This window comes from Nonomuraea sp. NPDC050153, from assembly GCF_044460125.1.
Classification (GTDB): Bacteria; Actinomycetota; Actinomycetes; order Streptosporangiales; family Streptosporangiaceae; genus Nonomuraea.
This window is the reverse complement of record NZ_JBITJQ010000069.1, coordinates 1-20,503: the sequence shown is the minus strand read 5'-3', so window position 1 is coordinate 20,503 and position 20,503 is coordinate 1. Positions and strand designations below refer to the sequence as shown.

The window sequence follows — 20,503 nt, the reverse complement described above, 5'->3', positions numbered from 1 at the left end:
TGGTCCTGTTCCCAGTCGACGTGGGTGGTGGGGGTGGTGATGTGCAGGGTCTGCGGGAGGAGCCCTTCGCGGGCGGCCAGGACCATCTTGATCACACCCCCCACCCCGGAAGCGGCCTGCGCATGCCCGACGTTGGACTTGAACGACCCCAGCCACAGCGGGTCCTCAGGGTCACGATCACGCCCGTACGTGGCCAGCAGCGCCTGCGCTTCGATGGGGTCGCCGAGCTTGGTGCCGGTGCCGTGGGCCTCGACCGCGTCGATGTCACCCGGGGCCAGGCCCGCGTTGGCCAGCGCCTGGCGGATCACCCGTTCCTGGGAGGGGCCGTTGGGGGCGGACAGGCCGTTGCTGGCGCCGTCCTGGTTGACCGCCGACCCCCGGATCACGCCCAGCACCCGGTGGCCGTTGGCCTGCGCGTCCGACAACCGCTCCAGCAGCACGATGCCCACACCCTCGGAGAACACGGTGCCGTCGGCCTCGTCGGAGAACGCCTTGCACCGGCCGTCCCGCGCCAGCCCCCGCTGGCGGCTGAAGTCCACCAGAAGCTCCGGTGTCGCCATCACCGTCACGCCACCCGCCAGCGCCAGGGTGCTTTCCCCTCTGCGCAGGGACTCGCAGGCCAGGTGGATGGCGACCAGGGAGGAGGAGCAGGCGGTGTCCACCGTCAGCGCCGGGCCTTCGAGACCCAGGGTGTAGGCGACCCGCCCCGACATGACCGAACCGGCGCTGCCGGTCTGGAGATACCCCTCGATCTCCTCCGGGTACGATCCGGGCCCTGCGCCGTAACCGGTCTGGGTTCCGCCGATGAAGACGCCGGTCAGAGTGCCGCGTAGCGAGTCCGCGTCGAGCCCCGCCCGTTCCAGCACCTCCCACGACGTCTCCAGCAGCAATCGCTGCTGGGGGTCGATGGCGATCGCCTCGCGCGGGCTGATCCCGAAGAAGCCCGCGTCGAACCCGGCCGCGTCCTTCAGGAACCCGCCCTCACGCAGATACGTGGTTCCCACATGGTCGGGGTCGGGGTGATAGAGCGCCTCCAGGTCCCAGCCCCGGTCCTCGGGGAAGGACGAGATCCCCGAACGGCCCTCGACCAGCATGTCCCACAGGTCCTCGGGCGACTTCACGCCGCCCGGGTAGCGGCAGCTCATCGCCACGATCGCGATCGGCTCCCCCACCCCGGCAGGAGCTGTCGCAGCCCGCGCCGACTGAGCTCCGGTCGCCGCCCTGTCGCTGCCGGTGACCCGCTGCAGCAGATGCGCGGCCAGGGCGTTCGGCGTGGGGTGGTCGAACACCAGCGTCGCCGGGAGCTTCATGCCCGCCGCCCGGCTGAGCCGGTTGCGCAGTTCCACCGACGTCAGCGAGTCGAACCCCAGATCCTTGAACGGCCTCCCGACCTGGATCTCCTCGCCCGAGGCATGCCCGAGCACCGCGGCCGCCTCCGCGCACACCAGCGACACCAGCACGTGCTCTTGCTCGGCCACCGGCAACCCGGCCAGCCGTTGCTCCAGCGCCGACCCACCGTCCGAAGCCCGCCCGGCGTGGGCGGCACGACGCGTGGGCGTGCGAGCCAGCCCGCGCAGAATCGCCGGGACACCGTCATGGCGGGTGCTCAGGATGCGGGTGTTGATGGGCAGCGGCACCAGGAAGGGTTCTGGCCTGGTGAGGGCGACATCCAGCAGTCGCATGCCGTCGACGGCGCCCATCGCCGTGAATCCCGAACGAGCCAGTCGATCCAGATCGAGCTTGGCCAGTTGGCGGGTCATGCCGCCCGTCTCCGGCGCCCACAGTCCCCAAGCGAGGGATTGCGCGGGCAGACCGGCGCTCTGGCGGTGGGTGGCCAGGGCGTCGAGGAAGGCGTTGGCGGCGGAGTAGTTGCCTTGTCCGGCGCTGTCCAGAGTGGCGGCCGAGGAGGAGTAGAGCACGAACGCGGCCAGGTCCAGATGCTGAGTCCCCTGGTGCAGGTGCCAGGCGGCATCCGCCTTCGGGCGCAGTACGCGGTCGAGCTTGTCGGGGGTGAGGGAGGTGACTACGCCGTCATCGAGCACTCCGGCGGTGTGGAAGACGGCGGTGAGCGGACGCTCGGCGGGGACACTCTGCAGCAGCTCGCTGACCTGCCCGGGGTCGGACAGGTCGCAGGCCGCGATCTCGACCGTCGCGCCTGCCGCCTCCAGGTCGGTTCGGAGCTGATCGGCGTCGGGGGCCTGCTCGCCCCTTCGTGAGGCCAGCAGCAGATGCTTGACCTGGTGGCCGGTGGCCAGATGGCGGGCCAGGATCGCGCCCAGCCCGCCGGTGCCGCCGGTGATCAGCACCGTACCGTCCGGATCCAGGCGGTGCGGCATGGTCAGGACGATCTTGCCGGTGTGGCGGGCCTGGGCCATGTGCCGGAACGCCTGACGCGCCTGCTGGACCGGCCAGCACCGCACCGGCAACGCCGCCAGCTCACCCTCGGTGAACAGCTCCAGGAACTCGGCCAGCATGTGACCGACCCGCTCGATGCCGGCGTCCATCAGGTCAAAGCTGCGATACCGCACCTGGGGGTGGGTAACGGCGACGTCGGCCGGGTCACGGCGGTCGGTCTTGCCCATCTCGATGAACCGGCCACCCGAAGTGAGCAGGTCGAGCGAGGCATCGGTGAACGGCCCGGCCAGCGAGTTCAACACCACATCCACCCCGGCCCCGCCCGAGACCGCCGCGAACGCGTCGGCGAAATCCAGATCCCGGGAGGAAGCGATGTGGTCATCGGCCACCCCAAGAGCACGCAGCAGGTGCTGCTTTGCCGGTGAAGCGGTGGCGAACACCTCCGCGCCCAGATGGTGGGCGATCTGGATGGCCGCCATGCCGACGCCGCCTGCGCCGGAGTGGATCAGCACCCGCTCGCCTCGGGTGAGCCCGGCCAGGTCGACCAGGGCGTACCAGGCGGTCGCGTAGGCCACCGTCACCCCGGCTCCCTGAGCGAACGACCAGCCCTCCGGCAGGTCGGCCACCAGCCGCTGATCGACCACCACCCGAGGACCGAACGCGCCATCGCCCAGGCCCATCACCCGATCCCCGACCCGCAGCCCTTCCACGCCCGGTCCGACCTCGGTGACCACACCGGCGAACTCGCCGCCGATCGGCTCGCCCTGTTCGGGCACCATGCCCAGCGTCACGACCACGTCGCGGAAGTTCACCCCGGCCGCGCGGACGTCCACCCGTACCTCGCCGTCGGCCAGGTCCCGATCGGCCTGCGGCGCCGGGATCAAGGCCAGCTCCTCCAGGGAGCCCTTGACGGGGCAGTCCAGCCGCCACCCACCCGTCCCCTCTGGCACGGGCAGGTCGCCGGACGTGTCGGCCCGAGCCAGCCGTGGCACCAGCACCCGGCCGGCACGCACTGCCAGCTGCGGCTCGTCCTCCACCTCCAGCAGGGAGGCCAGCGCGGTGAGCGACTCGGCCGCGTCGTCGAGGTCGACCAGCAGGATCCGGCCCGGGCTCTCGGCCTGCGCCGAGCGCACCAGACCCGACACCGCCGCCCCGACCAGAACACCACCATCGGCACTGGCCGTCGCCACGCCGCCGCCGTCAATCGTCACAGCACCGGTGGTGACCAGCACCAGCCGGGACTCGGCCAACCGCTCATCGGCCAGCCAGTCGCTCAGCACGGCCACGACCCGGTCCAGTTCGGGCCGCAACTCCTCCAGCGTCCTGTCGGCGGTGTCCAGGCGCATGACGGCGGTCCGGGGAGGGGTGAGTCCGGACGCGACCGCCTCACCCAGCGCCGCCGCATCCGTGTACTCGACGGCAGCAGCCAGAGCAGGCCACCGCTCACCCACCACCGCCACCTCTCCCGCGGAGGAGTCGGGCAGCTCGCCCGGCAACGGGATCCACTGCACCCGATGCAGCGCCTCATCCCCAGGCTGAGGGCGTGACAACAGTCCGCCGGCCGGAAGCGGGCGGGAGATCAGGCTTGCGACGACCGCTACCGGAGCGCCGTCGGGGTCGGTGATGCGGATGCTCGAAGCGCCGTCCTCAGCCGGACGGATGTGAACGCGCACCTGCTGGGCACCGGAAGCCAGAAGCTCCACCCCGGTCCAGGCGAACGGGAGCGCCACCCCGTCAGCTTGTTCGATGAGGCCGGTGGCGTGCAGCGCGGCGTCGAGGAGGGCGGGGTGGATGCCGTACTGGTCGGCTTCGGCGGCTTCCCGCTCGCCTAACTCGACCTCGGCGAACACCTCGTCGTTGCGGATCCAGGCCCGCTTGAGTCCCTGGAAGGCCGGGCCGTATCCGTACCCGGCCTCGGCGAGTGTCTCGTAGTGGCCGGAGACGTCCACCGTCTGTGCTCCTGCGGGTGGCCATTGTCCGTCGGTGGTGTCTGTGGTGGCGGTCGTTTGGGTGAGGGTGCCGGTGGCGTGGCGGGTCCAGGGCCGCCGGCCGGTGCGGGCGTGGACGGTCACCTCGCGGCGGCCGTCCTGGTCGGCGGCGGCCACCGCCACCTGCAGCTGGACGGCTTCGTCGCCCTCGATCACCAGCGGCGCTTCCAGGGTCAGCTCTTCCAGCACCGGGCTGCCGACCTCGTCACCCGCGCGCACGACCAGTTCCACGAAGCCGGTGCCGGGGAAGAGCACCGTTTCTCCCACCCCGTGATCGGCCAGCCACGGGTGGGTGGCAGTGGAGATCCGGCCGGTCACCACCACACCACCGTCATCCGGCAACTCGACGGCAGCGCCCAGCAACGCGTGATCCACCCGCGTCTGACCCAGCCCACCCGCGTCCGACACCCCCACCGGAGCGGACTCCAGCCAATAACGCCGATGCTGGAAGGCGTAGGTGGGCAGCTCGACCAACGCGCTCTTGTCACTGGCAGGCACAAGCGTCCGCCAGTCCACCCCGACACCCGCGACGAACGCCTCACCCACCGAACGCACGAACCGATCCGCACCACCCTCACCCCGGCGCAACGACCCGACCGCCACCCCAGGCATGCCGGTGGCATCCAGAATGTCCTGCACCGCCATCGCCAGCACCGGATGCGGACTCGCCTCGATGAACGCCGAACGGCCATCGGCCAGCAGCGCCCGCACCGCACCCTGGAAGTCCACCGGACGGCGGGCGTTGGCGAACCAATACTCCGCCCCCAGCTCCGAACCCGCCTGCACCCCACCGGTCACCGTCGAATAGAACGGCACCCGGCCCGCCTCGGGCCTGACCGAGCCCAGCATGTCCAGCAACCGCTCACGCAGCGGCTCCACCATGACCGAATGCGAGGCCACCGTGGTCGCGATCACCCGCGCCCGCACCCCCTCACCACGCAGCCGCTCAACCAGCCCCTCCAACACCGGCACCGGACCAGCCACCGCACACGAGGCCGGCCCGTTGTCCGCACTCACCTCCAACCCCGCACCCAGCCGCTCCCGGACCACCTCGGCCGGCAGACCCACAGCAGCGATCGCGCCACGCCCCCACAACTCGGCCGCGAACAACCGGCTGCGCAACACCACCACCCGCACCGCATCAGCCAGTGACAGCACCCCGGCCACACAGGCGGCCGCCACCTCACCCTGCGAATGCCCCACCACCGCGGCCGGACGGACACCGACGGACTCCCACAACGCCGTCAGCGCCACCCCCACCGCGAAGGCGACCGGCTGCAGTCTCTCGATCGAGTCCAGCCCGGTCCCGTCAGCGTCGGCGATGACTTGAGCGGGGTCCCAGTCCACCCACCGCCGGATCTCGGTGAAGCACTCTTCCAGCCGGGCGGCGAACACCGGCGAAGCCTGCGCGAGCTCCACGCCCATTCCGGCCCACTGCGCTCCCTGACCGGGGAACACGAACACCGCATCCGCCTGGCCGGACGCCGACCCGGTCACCACTCGCGCGTCAGACTCACCCGCCGCCAGCACCCGCAGCCCGGACAGCAACTCCTCGCGACCCGCACCCACCACCACCGCACGGTCCTCGAACACCGCACGCGAACCCACCAACGACAACCCCACACCCGCAACCGACACCCCAGGCGAACCCGCCACCCGATCGGCCAACCGATCGGCCTGTGCCTTCAATGCCTCCGGGGTCCGTCCCGACACGACCCACGGCACCGCACCCGACACCACCGGCACGCCCGCCACCGGTGCGTCCCCAAGCACTGCAGGCTCGAGGTCCTGCTCCACGATCACGTGCGCGTTCGTCCCGCTCACCCCGAACGACGACACCCCCGCCCGCCGCGGACGGTCCTCCGGCTGCGGCCACTCCCGCGCCTCCGCCAGCAGACGCACCCGCCCCTGCTCCCAATCGACATGAGTCGTGGGCTCCGACACGTACAAACTCTGCGGAAGCACACCCTCACGAGCGGCCATCACCATCTTGATCACACCGGCCACCCCGGCGGCAGCCTGCGTATGACCGATGTTCGACTTCACCGACCCCAGCCACAACGGCTCCACCGACTCCCGCCCCTGCCCATACGTGGCCAGCAACGCCTGAGCCTCAATAGGGTCGCCCAGCGCCGTCCCGGTGCCATGCGCCTCAACCACGTCCACTTCCCAAGCCGACACCCCGGCGTTCGCCAGCGCCTGACGGATCACCCGCTCCTGCGAAGGACCGTTCGGCGCCGTCAACCCGTTGCTCGCACCGTCCTGGTTGACCGCCGACCCCCGGATGATCGCCAGGACCTGGTGGCCGCGGGCGCGCGCGTCGGAGAGGCGCTCCAGCAGCAGCATGCCGACGCCCTCGGAGAACACGGTGCCGTCGGCGTCGTCGGAGAACGCCTTGCACCTACCGTCGCGGGCCAGCCCCTGCTGCCGGCTGAAGTCCACCATCAGCTCGGGCGTCGGCATCACGGTCACGCCGCCCGCGAGCGCGAGCGTGCTCTCCCCCGCGCGCAGCGACTGGCAGGCCAGGTGGATGGCCACGAGCGAGGAGGAGCAGGCGGTGTCCACCGTCACGGCGGGGCCCTCGAAGCCCAGGCTGTAGGCGACCCGGCCGGAGATGACGGAGCTGGTGTTGCCGGTCTGCACGTACCCCTCGGCGCCCTCGGGGAACGGTCCGAGCCCCGAGACGTACCCGGTCTGGGTCCCGCCGACGAAGACGCCGGTGGGGGTGCCGCGCAGCGTGCCGGGGTCGATCCCGGCCTGCTCCAGCGCCTCCCACGCGACCTCCAGCACCTGGCGCTGCTGCGGGTCCATCACCAGGGCCTCGCGCGGGCTGATCCCGAAGAAGCCCGCGTCAAAATCGCCCGCCCCTTCGAGGAAACCGCCGTCGCGCGCGTACGTCGTCCCGCTGACGTTGTGGTCGGGGTCGTAGAGCGCCTCCATGTCCCAGCCCCGGTCGTCAGGGAAGGAGGACATCCCCGAACGGCCCTCGACCAGCATGTTCCACAGGTCCTTCGGCGAGTTCACCCCGCCGGGGTAGCGGCAGCTCATCGCCACGATCGCGATCGGCTCGCGCTCCTTCGCCTCGACCTCACGCAGCCGCCGGCGGGTTCGCTGGAGGTCGGCGGTAGCACGCTTGAGGTAGTCCCGGAACTTGTCGTCAGTGGCCATGGGAATCTCAACCAGCCTTTGGGTAGTGAGGTGGAACGAGGCGAGGCGTGCGGGACGGAGGGCCGGCGCGGTCGGCTAGCCGACCGGCTTCCGGTGGCGGATCACGAGTTCTTCCAGGTCCTTGACCAGATCGTGCGGGGTCGGGGTCTCCTGTATCTCCTGCCTGGCCTTCCGCGCGCGCTCGGCGAAGGCGGAATCGTCCAGGATCCGCTGCAGCCCGGTGCGGAGGGTGCTCGCGGAGAACTGTTCCGGCGGCAGGTGCACGCCTGCCCCGTAGGCGTCGATGGTGGCCGCGACCTGGTCCTCGTCGTGCAGCGCGTGCGGGATGATGAGCTGCGGCACCCCGTTGAGCAGCGCCGTCAGGGTGCTGCCGGTCCCCGCGTGGTGGACGATCGCCGAGCAGGTCCTGAGCAGCGGGTCCAGCGGCACGAACCCGGGGATCCGGACGTTGCCGGGGACCGTCGCCCCGTCGGGGACGGAGGCGGGGCCCAGCAGGGCCACGACCTCGATGTCCAGGTCGGCGACCGCCTCGAACAGCTCGGGATACCCCAGCTCCGCGCGGCCGTTCCACACCTCCTGGTAGGAGTTGCCCAGGGTGACGCAGACCCGTGGCCGCTCCGGCTCCGAGCGCAGCCAGTCGGGGATGGTCCCGACGCCGTTGTACGCCACGTAGCGCACGGGCAGGTAGTCGTACTGCGCCGGCAGGCGCAGCCAGGAGGGGAGCGAGTCGATGGTCGTCTGGCCGAGGACGAGGTCGTCGTCGTATTCGCAGCCGTACTTCTCCAGCTTGGCGGTCAGCCAGTCGCGTACCGGGTCCTCGCCGGCGGCTTCCGGGCGTTCGGCCCGCAGGCGCAGGAAGAGCTCGCGCAACCGGCCCACGTGGTCGCGGCCGATCGTCGTCCGGGCGTGCGCGGCGCCGCAGGCGGCCGCCGCCACGGGCCCGGTGTACGTCATGCTGTCCCAGATGATCAGGTCAGGGCGCCACGAGCGGCAGAAGTCGACCATGCCGTCGAAGACCGAATCGTCGGTGTTCACCTCCAGCGCCATCGGGGAGGCGAAGGCCGCGAGGCAGTCGCGTACGTACTCGTAGGTGAGCACGTCCGGCCGGACCTCCGTGATGGAGTATCCGGAGCCGTAGATGGTCTCCTCGGGTGCCAGCCGCGCGAGGCGCTCGGCGTATCTCGCCTCGTCGCCGACGGGGACGCCGATCAGGCCCGTCTGCCGCACCAGGGGCATGATGTCGGGTTGGCCCGCGATCACGACGTCGTGGCCTGCGGCCTTGAGCGCCCAGCCGAGCGGCACCACGAGGTTGAGATGTGCGCTGGCCGCGAGTTGGGTGACAACGACGCGCATTCAGCCATCCTTCCGGCAGGTACGAGGGTCGGTCAGAATGTCGGCCGGGCGGCGGCACGATGCGCCCTCCGCTCACGGATGGGTGTCGTGAGCAGGTCCGCCTGAGCCTCATCGACTCTCACGAGACAGTAATCAGCCACGTGAAAGGCACCGACCCCTAGATCACCCCTCAGGCCCCCCTGCGGATTTCCCCCGCGCTGGGGTGCTCGCCGAGCCGTCGCAGGGTCAGCGCGAGGGTGAGGCGGGCCCTACCCTGTGCCGACTGCACCGGGAAGCCGAGCTCGCTCTCTGCCCGGGCCAGCCGCGCGGCGACGGAGGTGCGGTGGATGTAGAGCCGGGCCGCGGTCCGGCGGATGGAGTCGCTGGCCGCGAACGCGTCCAGGGTCGCCAGGACGGACTCGCCGTTGGCCCCTTCCGCCAGGCGGTCCAGCGCGGCGACGTCCGGGGATCCGCCGGCGGCCTCGTACGGCAGGTGCTCGGCGAGGAGGGCGAAGCCGCCCAGCCGCTCCCAGTGCACGACCCTGCCCCACAGCTCCCCCGGGCCGGCGAAGCGCAGCGCCGTACGTGCCTGGTGCCAGGCCCGCGCGGCGCTCGCGGAGGGGACCCGCGGGCTCACGCCGACCCTCGAACTCGTGCTCGCGAGGGCGTCGGGCCAGGGCGGGCCGGAGACGACGACCCCGTGCAACTCGCCGAGGCGGGCCGCCCTGCCCCCGAGCCCGGAGGCGTCACCGGCGACGGCGAACACCTGCACCGGCCGATCCGGCCTCAGCCCGAGGAGCTTCAGCGCCCGGCAACGTCCGGCCTCGTCGACGGCCGCGCTGAGGACGAGTTCGACGAGCGCCGGGTCCCCGAACGCCGGGCCGGGGTCCCTCCTGCCCAGGACGGCGGCGCAGGCGATGGCGAACCGTTCGATGAGCATGGCGTCGATCGGGTACGCGGGGCCGCGCCGTTCGATCCACACCTCGCCGCCGTTCGCGAGCCCGAGCTTCCGCGCGTCCGGATCGGCGGGCCCGTTCGGCGTGCCACCGTCGGCGCTCACGCGCCGACGCACCCCCAGACCGGGAACGCTCACCCCTACGGGGCACTCCGCGAGCCGCGCGGCTTCGATGAGCAGCCGGTCCAGATCGGCGCCGTTCTGTAACAGCGCGTCGAAGAAGCCGATGACCCGGAGTTCGTCGCCCGCGCGGGCATCGAGTTCGGAAAGGCGCAGCAGCAGGTGCTTCATCGGATCGACCTCGGCTCTGAATTCGCGTTCACCGGGCGCGGAAAAAAGCGACCCTGGTCCGAGAATGTTCGCGACGGAACGCTATACGGATACCGGGGCGACGCGGCGGACACGGGGCGTGGAAAGCCGCCCTATAGGGGATGCGCACGGGTCGGATAGGGGTCCGCCCGCAATCGGCCTTCACCTAGCGTCGGCATGGCCGCCCACCTGTGTCAACGACCGGCAGATCGGGCGGCGCCGCGATGAATGGCCCAGGCGTGGGGCGCCGTCTCCGCGCCGAGCGTGATGAGGTGGTTGAGTTGGCCCGAGCCCCCGGAGCGAGGGGAACCCTTCCGTTCGGCGACCACGTGACCTGGTACCGGGTGACCGGCACCTCGGGGAAGGGGAAACCGGCGGTCGTGGTCCTGCACGGAGGGCCCGGCGGCACCCACGACTACCTGCTCCCCCTGGCGGACCTCGCCGACGCGGGCTGGCCGATCGTCCACTACGACCAGCTCGGCAACGGCGGCTCCACCCACCTCGACGACGTGGACCCGGGGTTCTGGACGCCGGACCTGTTCGACGACGAGCTGGGCAACCTGGTGGACCGCCTGGGCATCGCCGGCGACTACGTGCTCTTCGGGCATTCCTGGGGCGGGCTGCTGGCCGCCAAACACGCGTCGCACCGGCCGGCCGGGCTGCGCGGGCTGGTCATCGCGAACTCGCCGGCCTCGTACCTGGAATGGCGGAAGGAGCTGAAGATCCTGCGCGACCTCCTGCCGGCCGGGGTGAACGAGACCCTGCTCGCCCACGAGGCCGCCGGGACGACGGAGACCCGCGAATACTTCGACGCGATGATGGTCTTCTACGACCGGCACGTGATGCGGACGCGGCCGTGGCCCCGCGAGTTCCAGGCCACGTTCATGGACACCCTCAGCAATCCGACCGTCTACCAGGCCATGAACGGGCCGTGCGAGTTCCACGTGATCGGCAGCCTGAAGGACTGGGGCGTCACGGATCTCCTCGCCGACATCGCCGTGCCCACGCTGGTGATCTCGGGCCGGCACGACGAGGTGACCCCGGAGTCCGTACGGCCTTTCCTGGAGCTCATCCCGCAGGCCCGCGGAAAGGTCTTCGAGGAGTCCAGCCATTCGCCGCATCTGGAGGAGCCGGAGCTGTTCCGGCAGGTCATGCTCGAATTCCTCAGGGGCCTGGCCTGAATTTCAGCACGGGCAGCGCTTTCGTGAATTCGGCCGCCGCTCTTCATGTCCTTGCCCGAAGGAGAGAAATCTTGAACGACGCCACCGATATCGTGAAGAGCGACGCCGAGCTCGCTGCCCGCCACGGATCGCCGCTGTACGTCTACGACCTCGAACGTGCCGTCGCGGCGCATCAGGACCTGCGCGCCTCGCTGCCCGAGGGAACGGTCGTCTATTTCTCGTTCAAGGCCAATCCCCACCCGGAGATCGCCGAGGCGCTGCGTGAGAGCGGCGGTTCCTCGTGCCGGGCCGAGATCAGCTCCACCGGCGAGCTCGCGGCGGCTCTGCAGGCGGGCTTCGGCCCGCTCGACATCCTCTACACCGGGCCCGGCAAGACGACCGAGGAGGTGGAGGCCGCTCTGGAGGCCGGCGTCCGCCGGTTCTCCGTCGAGTCGGTCAACGACCTGCGCCGGATCGGGCAGGCCGCGTGGGAGCAGGACACGGTCGCCGAGTGTCTCCTGCGGGTGAACAGCACCGCCTCGGGTGCCACCACCAGCATCCGCATGACGGGGTCGCCCTCCCAGTTCGGCTTCGACAGCGAGACGCTCCCCGAGCTCATGCCCGAGCTCCGGTCGGTGCGCGGCACCCGCCTGTCGGGGATGCACCTGTTCTCGCTGAGCAACGCCAAGGACGAGGAATCCCTGATCGCCGAGTTCAAGCACACGATCACCGCGGCGGCCGAGGTCCGCGACGCGACGGGCCTGGAGCCGGAGCTGCTGGACATCGGCGGCGGCTTCGCCTCCCCCTACCTCTCCCCCGGCGAACGCCCCGTCTACGGCGGCCTGCGTGTGGCGCTGGAGGAGGTCCTCGACTCGCACTTCCCGGGCTGGCGGAACGGCAGCCCGCAGGTCGCCTGCGAATCCGGGCGGTACCTCGTCGGCGACTGCGGCCGGCTCGTGTGCACCGTCACCAACGTCAAGGAGAGCCGCGGCGGCAGGTTCGTCATCCTGGACGCCGGGATCAACACGCTGGGCGGCATGTCCGGGCTCGGGCGGCTGCTGCCGGTCTCCATCGAGCTCGACTCGGCCGAGCCGGTGGAGCGGGCCAACCTCGTCGGCCCCCTCTGCACCCCGGGCGACATCCTCGGCCGGAACGTCTCCGTACCCGATCTGCGCCCCGGGGACGTGGTGACGATCCCGAACGCGGGGGCCTACGGCATGACGGCCAGCCTGCTCATGTTCCTGGGCCGCCCGGCGCCCACGGAGATCATCATGCGGGGCGACAAGGTCGTCTCCTCATCCCACATCCTTTTCGTCCGCATGTACGCCTAGAACCACCGGCCTGCCCTGCAGGTACCCATCGTCGGCTGTCCCGGATCAAGCGCCGCGGACAGGATCACTGCGGTTCATATGGAGAGTCAAACAGATGAGCCAGTCCGGAAACAGCGAATTCGAAGCCAGCGGCACCCCGACGACGAGCGCCGGACAAGCGGCGGCCTTCACACGTCGACTGGCGGATCTCTCCATCGCGGAACGCCGGGCGTCCCTGATCGAACTGGTGAGCCGGACCACGCTCGACGTCATGAGCGCCGTGCTGCCCGGGCTGCTGGAGACGGTCTCCGCCGAGCAGACCTTCAAGGACATGGGTCTCGACTCTCTCGCGGCCGTCGAGCTGCACGACCGGCTGGTCGCCGAGCTCGGCACCGAGCTGCCGATCGGCCTCGCCTTCGACCACCCGACGCCGACCGCCCTCGCCGGCTACCTGCTCGCCGCATTGGGACTCGGGGAACGGGAGAGCGCCGAGATCACGGCCGCCGTCGGCTCCGACGAGCCCATCGCGATCGTCGGCATGGCCTGCCGCTACCCCGGCGGCGTGGCCACGCCCGAGGAGCTTTGGGACCTGATCACCGAGGGCCGGGAGACGGTTACGGGCTTCCCGACCGACCGGGGGTGGGATCTCGACCGCCTCTTCGACGACGACCCCGACTCCGGCAACACCACCTACGCGCGGGTGGGCCACTTCCTGCACGACGCCGCGGAGTTCGACGCGGCGTTCTTCGGGATCAACCCGCGCGAGGCCGTGGCGATGGACCCGCAGCAGCGGCTGATCCTGGAGACCTGCTGGGAGGCCGTCGAACGGGCCGGCATCAACCCCCAGACCCTGCACCAGAGCCGGACCGGCGTCTTCATCGGCGCCGAACCGCAGGACTACGGCCCCCGGCTGCACCAGGCGCCCGCCGACGTCGAGGGCTACCTCGTCACCGGCGCCGCGCCGAGCGTCGTCGCCGGCCGCGTCGCCTACACTCTGGGCCTGGAAGGGCCCGCGGTGACCGTGGACACCGCCTGCTCGGCGTCGCTCGTGGCCATCCACCTGGCCTGCCAGTCGCTGCGCACCGGGGAGAGCCCGCTGGTGCTCGCGGGCGGGGTGACCGTGATGTCCGCACCGGGAACGTACACGGCCTTCAGCCGCCAGCGCGTCATCGCCGCCGACGGCCGCTGCAAGGCCTTCAGCTCCGACGCCGACGGCACCGGCTTCTCCGAGGGCGTCGGCGTGCTGCTGATGGAGCGGTTGTCGGACGCGGTGGCCGCCGGTCATCGGGTACTGGGGGTGATCCGGGGGTCGGCGGTCAACCAGGACGGTGCGAGCAACGGGTTGACGGCGCCGAACGGTCCTTCGCAGGAGCGGGTGATCCGTCAGGCACTGGCCAATGCCGGAGTGTCGGGCGCGGAGGTGGACGTGGTCGAGGCGCACGGGACGGGGACGGCACTGGGCGACCCCATTGAGGCGCACGCGTTGCTGGCCACGTACGGGCGCGATCGGGACGCGGCCGAGCCGTTGTGGCTGGGGTCGCTGAAGTCGAACATCGGTCATACGCAGGCCGCCGCCGGGGTGGCCGGTGTGATCAAGATGGTGCTGGCGATGCGGCACGGGATACTGCCGCGGACCTTGCACGTGTCCGCGCCCACGACCCATGTCGACTGGGAGCGGGGCCAGGTTCGGCTGTTGGAGCAGGCGCGGGAGTGGCCGCGGCCGCAGGACCGTCCGCGGCGGGCCGGGGTGTCGTCGTTCGGGGTGAGCGGGACGAACGCGCACGTGATCGTGGAACAGGCTCCCGAGCCCCGGCATGACGCGCCCGGGGACGCACCGGTGGTGTCGGGTGCGGTGCCGTGGGTCGTGTCGGGGCGCGGTGAGGAGGCGTTGCGCGCCCAGGCCTCCCGGTTGGCCGATCACGTCGATGCCCGGCCCGAGGTGCCCGCGGAGGACATCGGGCTGTCGCTGGTACGCGCCCGCGCCACCTTCGAGGACCGCGCCGTGGTGGTGGGCGCCGACCGGGAGGAGCTCCTTGACGGCCTGCGCGCCTTGGCCGCCGGCGAGTCCGTTCCCGCCCTGGTCTCCGGTACGGCGTCGGGCCGGCGGGATGCGGTGCTGGTGTTCCCAGGACAGGGAGCGCAGTGGGCGGGGATGGGCGTGGAACTCGCGCAGGCATCACCCGTGTTCGCCACCCGGCTGGAGGAGTGCTTCACCGAGATCCGGCGGTGGGTGGACTGGGATCCCGCCCAGGTGCTCGCCGACGCCGACGGGAGCGGGCTGGACTCGATCGAGAGACTGCAGCCGGTCGCCTTCGCGGTCGGGGTCGCGCTGGCCGCGCTGTGGGAGTCCATCGGCGTCCGCCTCTCCGCGGTGGTGGGGCATTCGCAAGGTGAGGTGGCGGCCGCCTGTGTGGCCGGGGTGCTGTCACTGGCCGACGCGGTGCGGGTGGTCGTGTTGCGCAGCCGGTTGTTCGCCGCCGAGCTGTGGGGGCGCGGCGCGATCGCGGCTGTGGGTCTGCCCGCCGACGTGGTCCGCGAACGGCTGGATGCGGGGTTGGAGGTGAGCGCGGACAACGGGCCGGCCTCCTGCGCCGTGGCCGGTCCGGTCCAGGCGTTGGAGGAGCTGGTCGAGCGGCTGCGTGGTGAGGGGGTGCGGGCGCGGGTGATCGCGACCACGGTGGCCTCGCACTCGGTCATGGTGGAACCCCTGCGTGAGCAACTACAGGAGATGCTGGACCCGATCGTGCCGGGGCCGGGCTGGATACCGTTCTATTCGACGGTGACCGGCGGGGTGCTGGCAGGCTCGGAGCTGGGGGCGGAGTACTGGTTCGCCAACGCCCGCCGTCCGGTGGACTTCCAGGGAGCGGTCAAGGCATTGCTGGCCGACGGCCACTCGACGTTCATCGAGGCGAGCCCGCACCCGGTGCTGGCGATGGCGGTGCAGGACATCCTCGACGCCACCGGCACACCAGGAGCGGCGGTCGGAACGCTGCGCCGCGGCGAGGGCGGCGCAGATCGATTCGTGCGTTCGGTGGGCGAGGCATTCACCGCCGGTGTCAGCGTGGACTGGGAACGGCTCCTCACCGGCGCAGGTGTCGAGCTGCCCACCTACGCCTTCCAGCATCGGCGTTACTGGCTGGAGTCCGCTCCGGCGGGGGTGTCGGACGCGGGCGGGCTGGGTCAGACGCGGGTGGATCACCCGCTGCTCGGCGCTGCCGTCGAGCTGCCGGATGACGGTGGCGTGGTGGTGACCGGCCGGATCTCCACCGCCACCCACCCGTGGCTGGCCGATCACGGGGTGGGAGAAACAGTGCTCTTCCCCGGCACCGGCTTCGTCGAACTGGCCGTACGCGCCGGAGACGAAGCCGGCAGCCCGGTGCTGGAAGAACTCACCCTGGAAGCACCCCTGGTGATCGAAGGCGACGAAGCCGTCCAGCTCCAGGTGGCGGTGGCCGCCGCCGACCAGGACGGCCGCCGCGAGGTGACCGTCCACGCCCGCACCGGCCGGCGACCCTGGACCCGCCACGCCACCGGCACCCTCACCCAGGCGACCGCCACCACAGACACCACCGACGGGCAATGGCCGCCCGCAGGAGCACAGACGGTGGACGTGTCCGGCCACTACGAGACACTCGCCGAGGCCGGGTATGGCTACGGTCCGGCCTTCCAGGGGCTCAAGCGGGCCTGGATCCGCAACGACGAGGTGTTCGCCGAGATCGAACTCGACGAGCGGGAAGCCACCGAAGCCGACCAGTACGGCATCCACCCCGCCCTCCTCGACGCCGCGCTGCACGCCACCGGCCTCATCGAACAGGCAGACGGGGTGGCGCTCCCGTTCGCCTGGACCGGGGTGGAGCTTCTCGCCTCCGGCGCCCAGCACGTGCGCGTCCACGCCCGGCCCACCACCGACGGCGCCACCAGCATCCACATCACCGACGCCACCGGCGCCCCGGTCGCCATCGTCGCAAGCCTGATCTCCCGCCCGCTTCCGCCCGGCGGACTGTCGTCACACACACAGTCCGGGCACGAGGCGCTGCATCGCGTGCAGTGGATCCCGTTGCCGGGCGAGCTGCCCGGCTCCTCCACGGGAGAGGTGGCGGTGGTGGGCCAGCGGTGGCCTGCTCTGGCTGCCGCCGTCGAGTACGCGGATGCGGCGGCGCTGGGTGAGGCGGTCGCGTCCGGACTCACCCCTCCCCGGACCGTCGTCATGCGCCTGGACACCGCCGACGGGACGCTGGAGGAGTTGCGGCCCGAGCTGGACCGGGTCGTGGCCGTGCTGAGCGACTGGCTGGCCGACGAGCGACTGGCCGAGTCCCGGCTGGTGCTGGTCACCACCGGCGCGGTGACCACCGGCACCGAGACCGGCAGCGCCGCCGGCGCCGTGACGGCCCACGCTTCCGAGGTGAAGGGCGTCGATGCTGCTCTGATCGGCGCGGCCGTCTCGGGTCTGGTGCGCTCGGCCCAGGCCGAGAACCCCGGCCGGATCCTGCTGGTCGACCTCGACGACGCGGCCGAGTCACTCACCGCGCTGGCCTCCCTGCTGGCGGTGGAGGACGAGCCGCAGCTGGTGGTCCGCGCCGGGCAGGTGCTGGTGCCCCGTCTGGCCCGAGCGGACACCTCCGGCGATCTTCCGACGCCCGCGGGGCCCGACGCCTGGCGGCTGGACTGCCCCGGCAAGGGCTCCCTCGACGGGCTCACCTTGATCCCGGCCCCGGAAGCCGAACGGGACCTGGCCGACGGCGAAGTGCGGGTGGACGTCCGCGCGGCCGGGGTGAACTTCCGCGACGTGGTCGTGACGCTGGGCATGGTGCCCGAACAGGGCGAGCCGATCGGCGGCGAGTTCGCCGGAATCATCGCCGAAGTCGGACCCGGAGTGGACGGGCTGCGGGTCGGCGACCGGGTGATGGGCCTGGGCGAAGCCGCGTTCGGTCCTCGGGTGGTGGTCGACCAGCGACTGGTGGCCGACCTACCGGAAGGCTGGTCGTTCGCCCAGGGAGCCGGGGTGACGGTGGCCTACGCGACCGCCTGGTACGCCCTGGTCGACCTGGCCGGGCTCACCCGAGGCGAGCGGGTGCTGATCCACTCCGGTGCCGGCGGCGTCGGCATGGCCGCCATCCAGATCGCCCGTCACCTGGGCGCGGAGGTGTTCGCCACCGCTTCACCCACCAAGCAACACCTGCTGCGGGCGCTGGGCGTGCCTGAGGGACACATCGCCTCCTCCCGCGACCTCGACTTCGCCGACGCCTTCGCCTCCGTCACCGGCGGCGAGGGAATGGACGTGGTGCTCAACTCCCTGGCAGGGCCGTTCACCGACGCCTCCCTCGACCTGCTCACCCCCGGCGGCCGGTTCATCGAAATGGGCAAGACCGACCGCCGCGACCCCGCCGACGTCGCCGGCACCCACCCCCACGTGCGGTACCGCAGCTTCGACCTGATGGACGCCGGACATGAACGGATCGGCCAGATGCTGGCCGACCTGGTGGACCTGTTCGCCGCCCAGGAACTGGGCGCGTTGCCGGTGCGGTGCTGGCCGGTCCAGCAGGCCCGCCAAGCCTTCCGGCACATGGCCCAGGCCCGCCACACCGGCAAGATCATCCTGACCATGCCGCACAGCCTGGATCCGGACGGCACGGTGCTGATCACCGGCGGCACCGGCGGACTCGGCGCCATCCTGGCCCGCCACCTGGCCACCGGCCACCAGGTCAAGCACCTACTGCTGGCCTCACGGCGAGGAGAGCAAGCCCCCGACGCCGACCAACTGCGCGCCGACCTGGAAGCCGCAGGCGCGACGGTCGAGATCGCGGCCTGCGACCTGTCCGACCCCGGACACGTGGCCACCCTCCTCGACCGCATCCCCGCCGACCACCCCCTCACCGCCGTCTTCCACACCGCCGGAGTCCTCGACGACGGCGTGGTCACCTCCCTCACCCCCGACAAGATCGACCGCGTACTACGCCCCAAAGCAGACGCCGCCTGGCACCTCCACCAAGCCACCCGCCACCACGACCTGGCCACGTTCGTCCTCTACTCCTCCTCAGCAGCCACCCTCGACAGCGCCGGACAAGGCAACTACTCCGCCGCCAACGCCTTCCTCGACGCCCTGGCCACCCACCGCCACACCACCGGCCTGCCCGCACAATCCCTCGCCTGGGGACTCTGGCACCAACCCAGCGGCATGAGCGCCCACCTCACCACCACCGACATCACCCGCATCGAACAAGCCGGCTACCACCGCATCACCACCACCCAAGGCAACCAACTCCTCGACACCGCCCTGACCACACCCCAACCCCACCTCCTCCCCCTCCCCATCAACACCCACACCCTCAGCAACCGCCCCGACGGCGTTCCGGCGATTCTGCGCGGACTGGCTCGCACGCCCGCGCGGCGCGCCGCCCGCGCCGAAACCGTTTCCGGTGGCGGGTCGGCGCTGGAACGCCGTCTGGCGGGTCTGCCCACGGCCGAGCAGGAACACGTGCTCGTGCAACTGGTGTGCGCGGAGGCCGCGGCGGTGCTGGGACACGCCTCGGGCGAGGAGATCGAGGCCGGGAGGCCGTTCAAGGACCTGGGCTTCGACTCCCTGACGTCGGTGGAGCTGCGGAACCGGCTGGGCCGGGCGGCGGGCATGAAGCTGCCCGCGACGCTGGTGTTCGACCACCCCACGCCGAACGCCCTGGCCGCGCATCTGCTGCAGCGGGTCACCGGCAGCGACAGGGCGGCGACCGGAGCCCAGCCGGCGCGGGCTGCGACAGCTCCTGCCGGGGTGGGGGAGCCGATCGCGATCGTGGCGATGAGCTGCCGCTACCCGGGCGGCGTGAAGTCGCCCGAGGACCTGTGGGACATGCTGGTCGAGGGCCGCTCGGGGATCTCGTCCTTCCCCGAGGACCGGGGCTGGGACCTGGAAGCGCTCTATCACCCCGACCCCGACCATGTGGGAACCACTTATCTGCGTGAGGGCGGGTTCCTGAAGGACGCGGCCGGGTTCGACGCGGGCTTCTTCGGGATCAGCCCGCGCGAGGCGATCGCCATCGACCCCCAGCAGCGGCTCCTGCTGGAGACCTCGTGGGAGGTGCTGGAACGGGCCGGGATCGACCCGGGGACCCTCCGCGGCACCCCCACCGGCGTCTTCGTCGGCGGGACGCACACCGGGTACGGGTCGGAGTCACCGTCGGCCGACGTCGAAGGCTACCTGGTCACGGGCACGTCCAGCTCGGTCATGTCGGGGCGGGTGTCCTACAACCTGGGCCTCGAAGGCCCGGCCATGACGGTGGACACCGCCTGCTCCTCCTCCCTGGTCGCCATCCACCTGGCCTGCGAATCCCTGCGCAGAGGCGAAAGCACGCTGGCACTCGCGGGCGGCGTGACCGTGCTCCCCAACCCCGAGCTGTTCGTCCAGTTCAGCCGCCAGCGGGGGCTGGCGCGGGACGGCCGGTGCAAGGCGTTCTCCGACGAGGCCGACGGCACCGTGTTCTCCGAGGGTGTGGGCATCCTGCTGCTGGAGCGGTTGTCGGACGCGCAGGCCAACGGCCACCGGGTGCTGGGCGTGATCCGCGGGTCGGCGGTCAACCAGGACGGCGCCAGCAACGGCCTGTCCGCCCCCAACGGCCCCTCCCAGGAACGGGTGATCCGCCAGGCCCTGGCCAACGCCGGCCTGGCCCCGGGTGACATCGACGCGGTCGAGGCCCACGGCACCGGCACCAAGCTCGGCGACCCCATCGAAGCGCAAGCCCTCCTTGAGGTGTACGGAGCCCGTCCCGAAGAAGACCCCCTGTGGCTGGGCACCGTGAAGTCCAACCTCGGCCACACCCAATGCGCCTCCGGCGTGGCGGGCGTGATCAAGATGGTCCTGGCCGCCCGCGAAGGGCTCCTCCCGCAGACCCTGCACATCACCACCCCCACCACCCACGTCGACTGGGAACAGGACCA

General features: G+C 71.4%; 6 protein-coding genes. 3 read left to right on the top strand and 3 right to left on the bottom strand.

Annotation, left to right across the window (positions count from 1 at the left end; all coding sequences use genetic code 11):
* The 3 genes from ACIBQ1_RS61095 to ACIBQ1_RS61085 all read right to left on the bottom strand — a co-directional run.
* A partial coding sequence (locus tag ACIBQ1_RS61095) for an SDR family NAD(P)-dependent oxidoreductase (protein WP_397292685.1) occupies nucleotides 1-7,511 on the bottom strand: 7,511 nt, incomplete at its 3' end.
* Between the two features lie 75 nt (nucleotides 7,512-7,586).
* On the bottom strand, nucleotides 7,587-8,864 hold the full coding sequence (locus tag ACIBQ1_RS61090) for an activator-dependent family glycosyltransferase (RefSeq protein ID WP_397292683.1): 1,278 nt from the start codon (nucleotides 8,862-8,864) through the stop codon (nucleotides 7,587-7,589).
* Nucleotides 8,865-9,033: 169 nt separating this feature from the next.
* Nucleotides 9,034-10,089, bottom strand: a complete 1,056-nt coding sequence (locus ACIBQ1_RS61085; protein WP_397292682.1) for a helix-turn-helix domain-containing protein — start codon at nucleotides 10,087-10,089, stop codon at nucleotides 9,034-9,036.
* Nucleotides 10,090-10,379: 290 nt separating this feature from the next.
* Here ACIBQ1_RS61085 and ACIBQ1_RS61080 point away from each other — a divergent pair, with 290 nt between their 5' ends.
* The 3 genes from ACIBQ1_RS61080 to ACIBQ1_RS61070 form a co-directional block, all read left to right on the top strand.
* Nucleotides 10,380-11,288, top strand: coding sequence for a proline iminopeptidase-family hydrolase (locus ACIBQ1_RS61080; RefSeq protein WP_397292681.1), 909 nt, complete (start codon nucleotides 10,380-10,382; stop codon nucleotides 11,286-11,288).
* 71 nt (nucleotides 11,289-11,359) lie between these two features.
* Nucleotides 11,360-12,598 (top strand): type III PLP-dependent enzyme, encoded by a 1,239-nt coding sequence (locus ACIBQ1_RS61075; RefSeq protein ID WP_397292679.1) that lies wholly within the window; start codon nucleotides 11,360-11,362, stop codon nucleotides 12,596-12,598.
* A gap of 94 nt (nucleotides 12,599-12,692) precedes the next feature.
* The coding region (locus ACIBQ1_RS61070) for an SDR family NAD(P)-dependent oxidoreductase (RefSeq protein ID WP_397292677.1) at nucleotides 12,693-20,503 on the top strand (7,811 nt) is incomplete at its 3' end.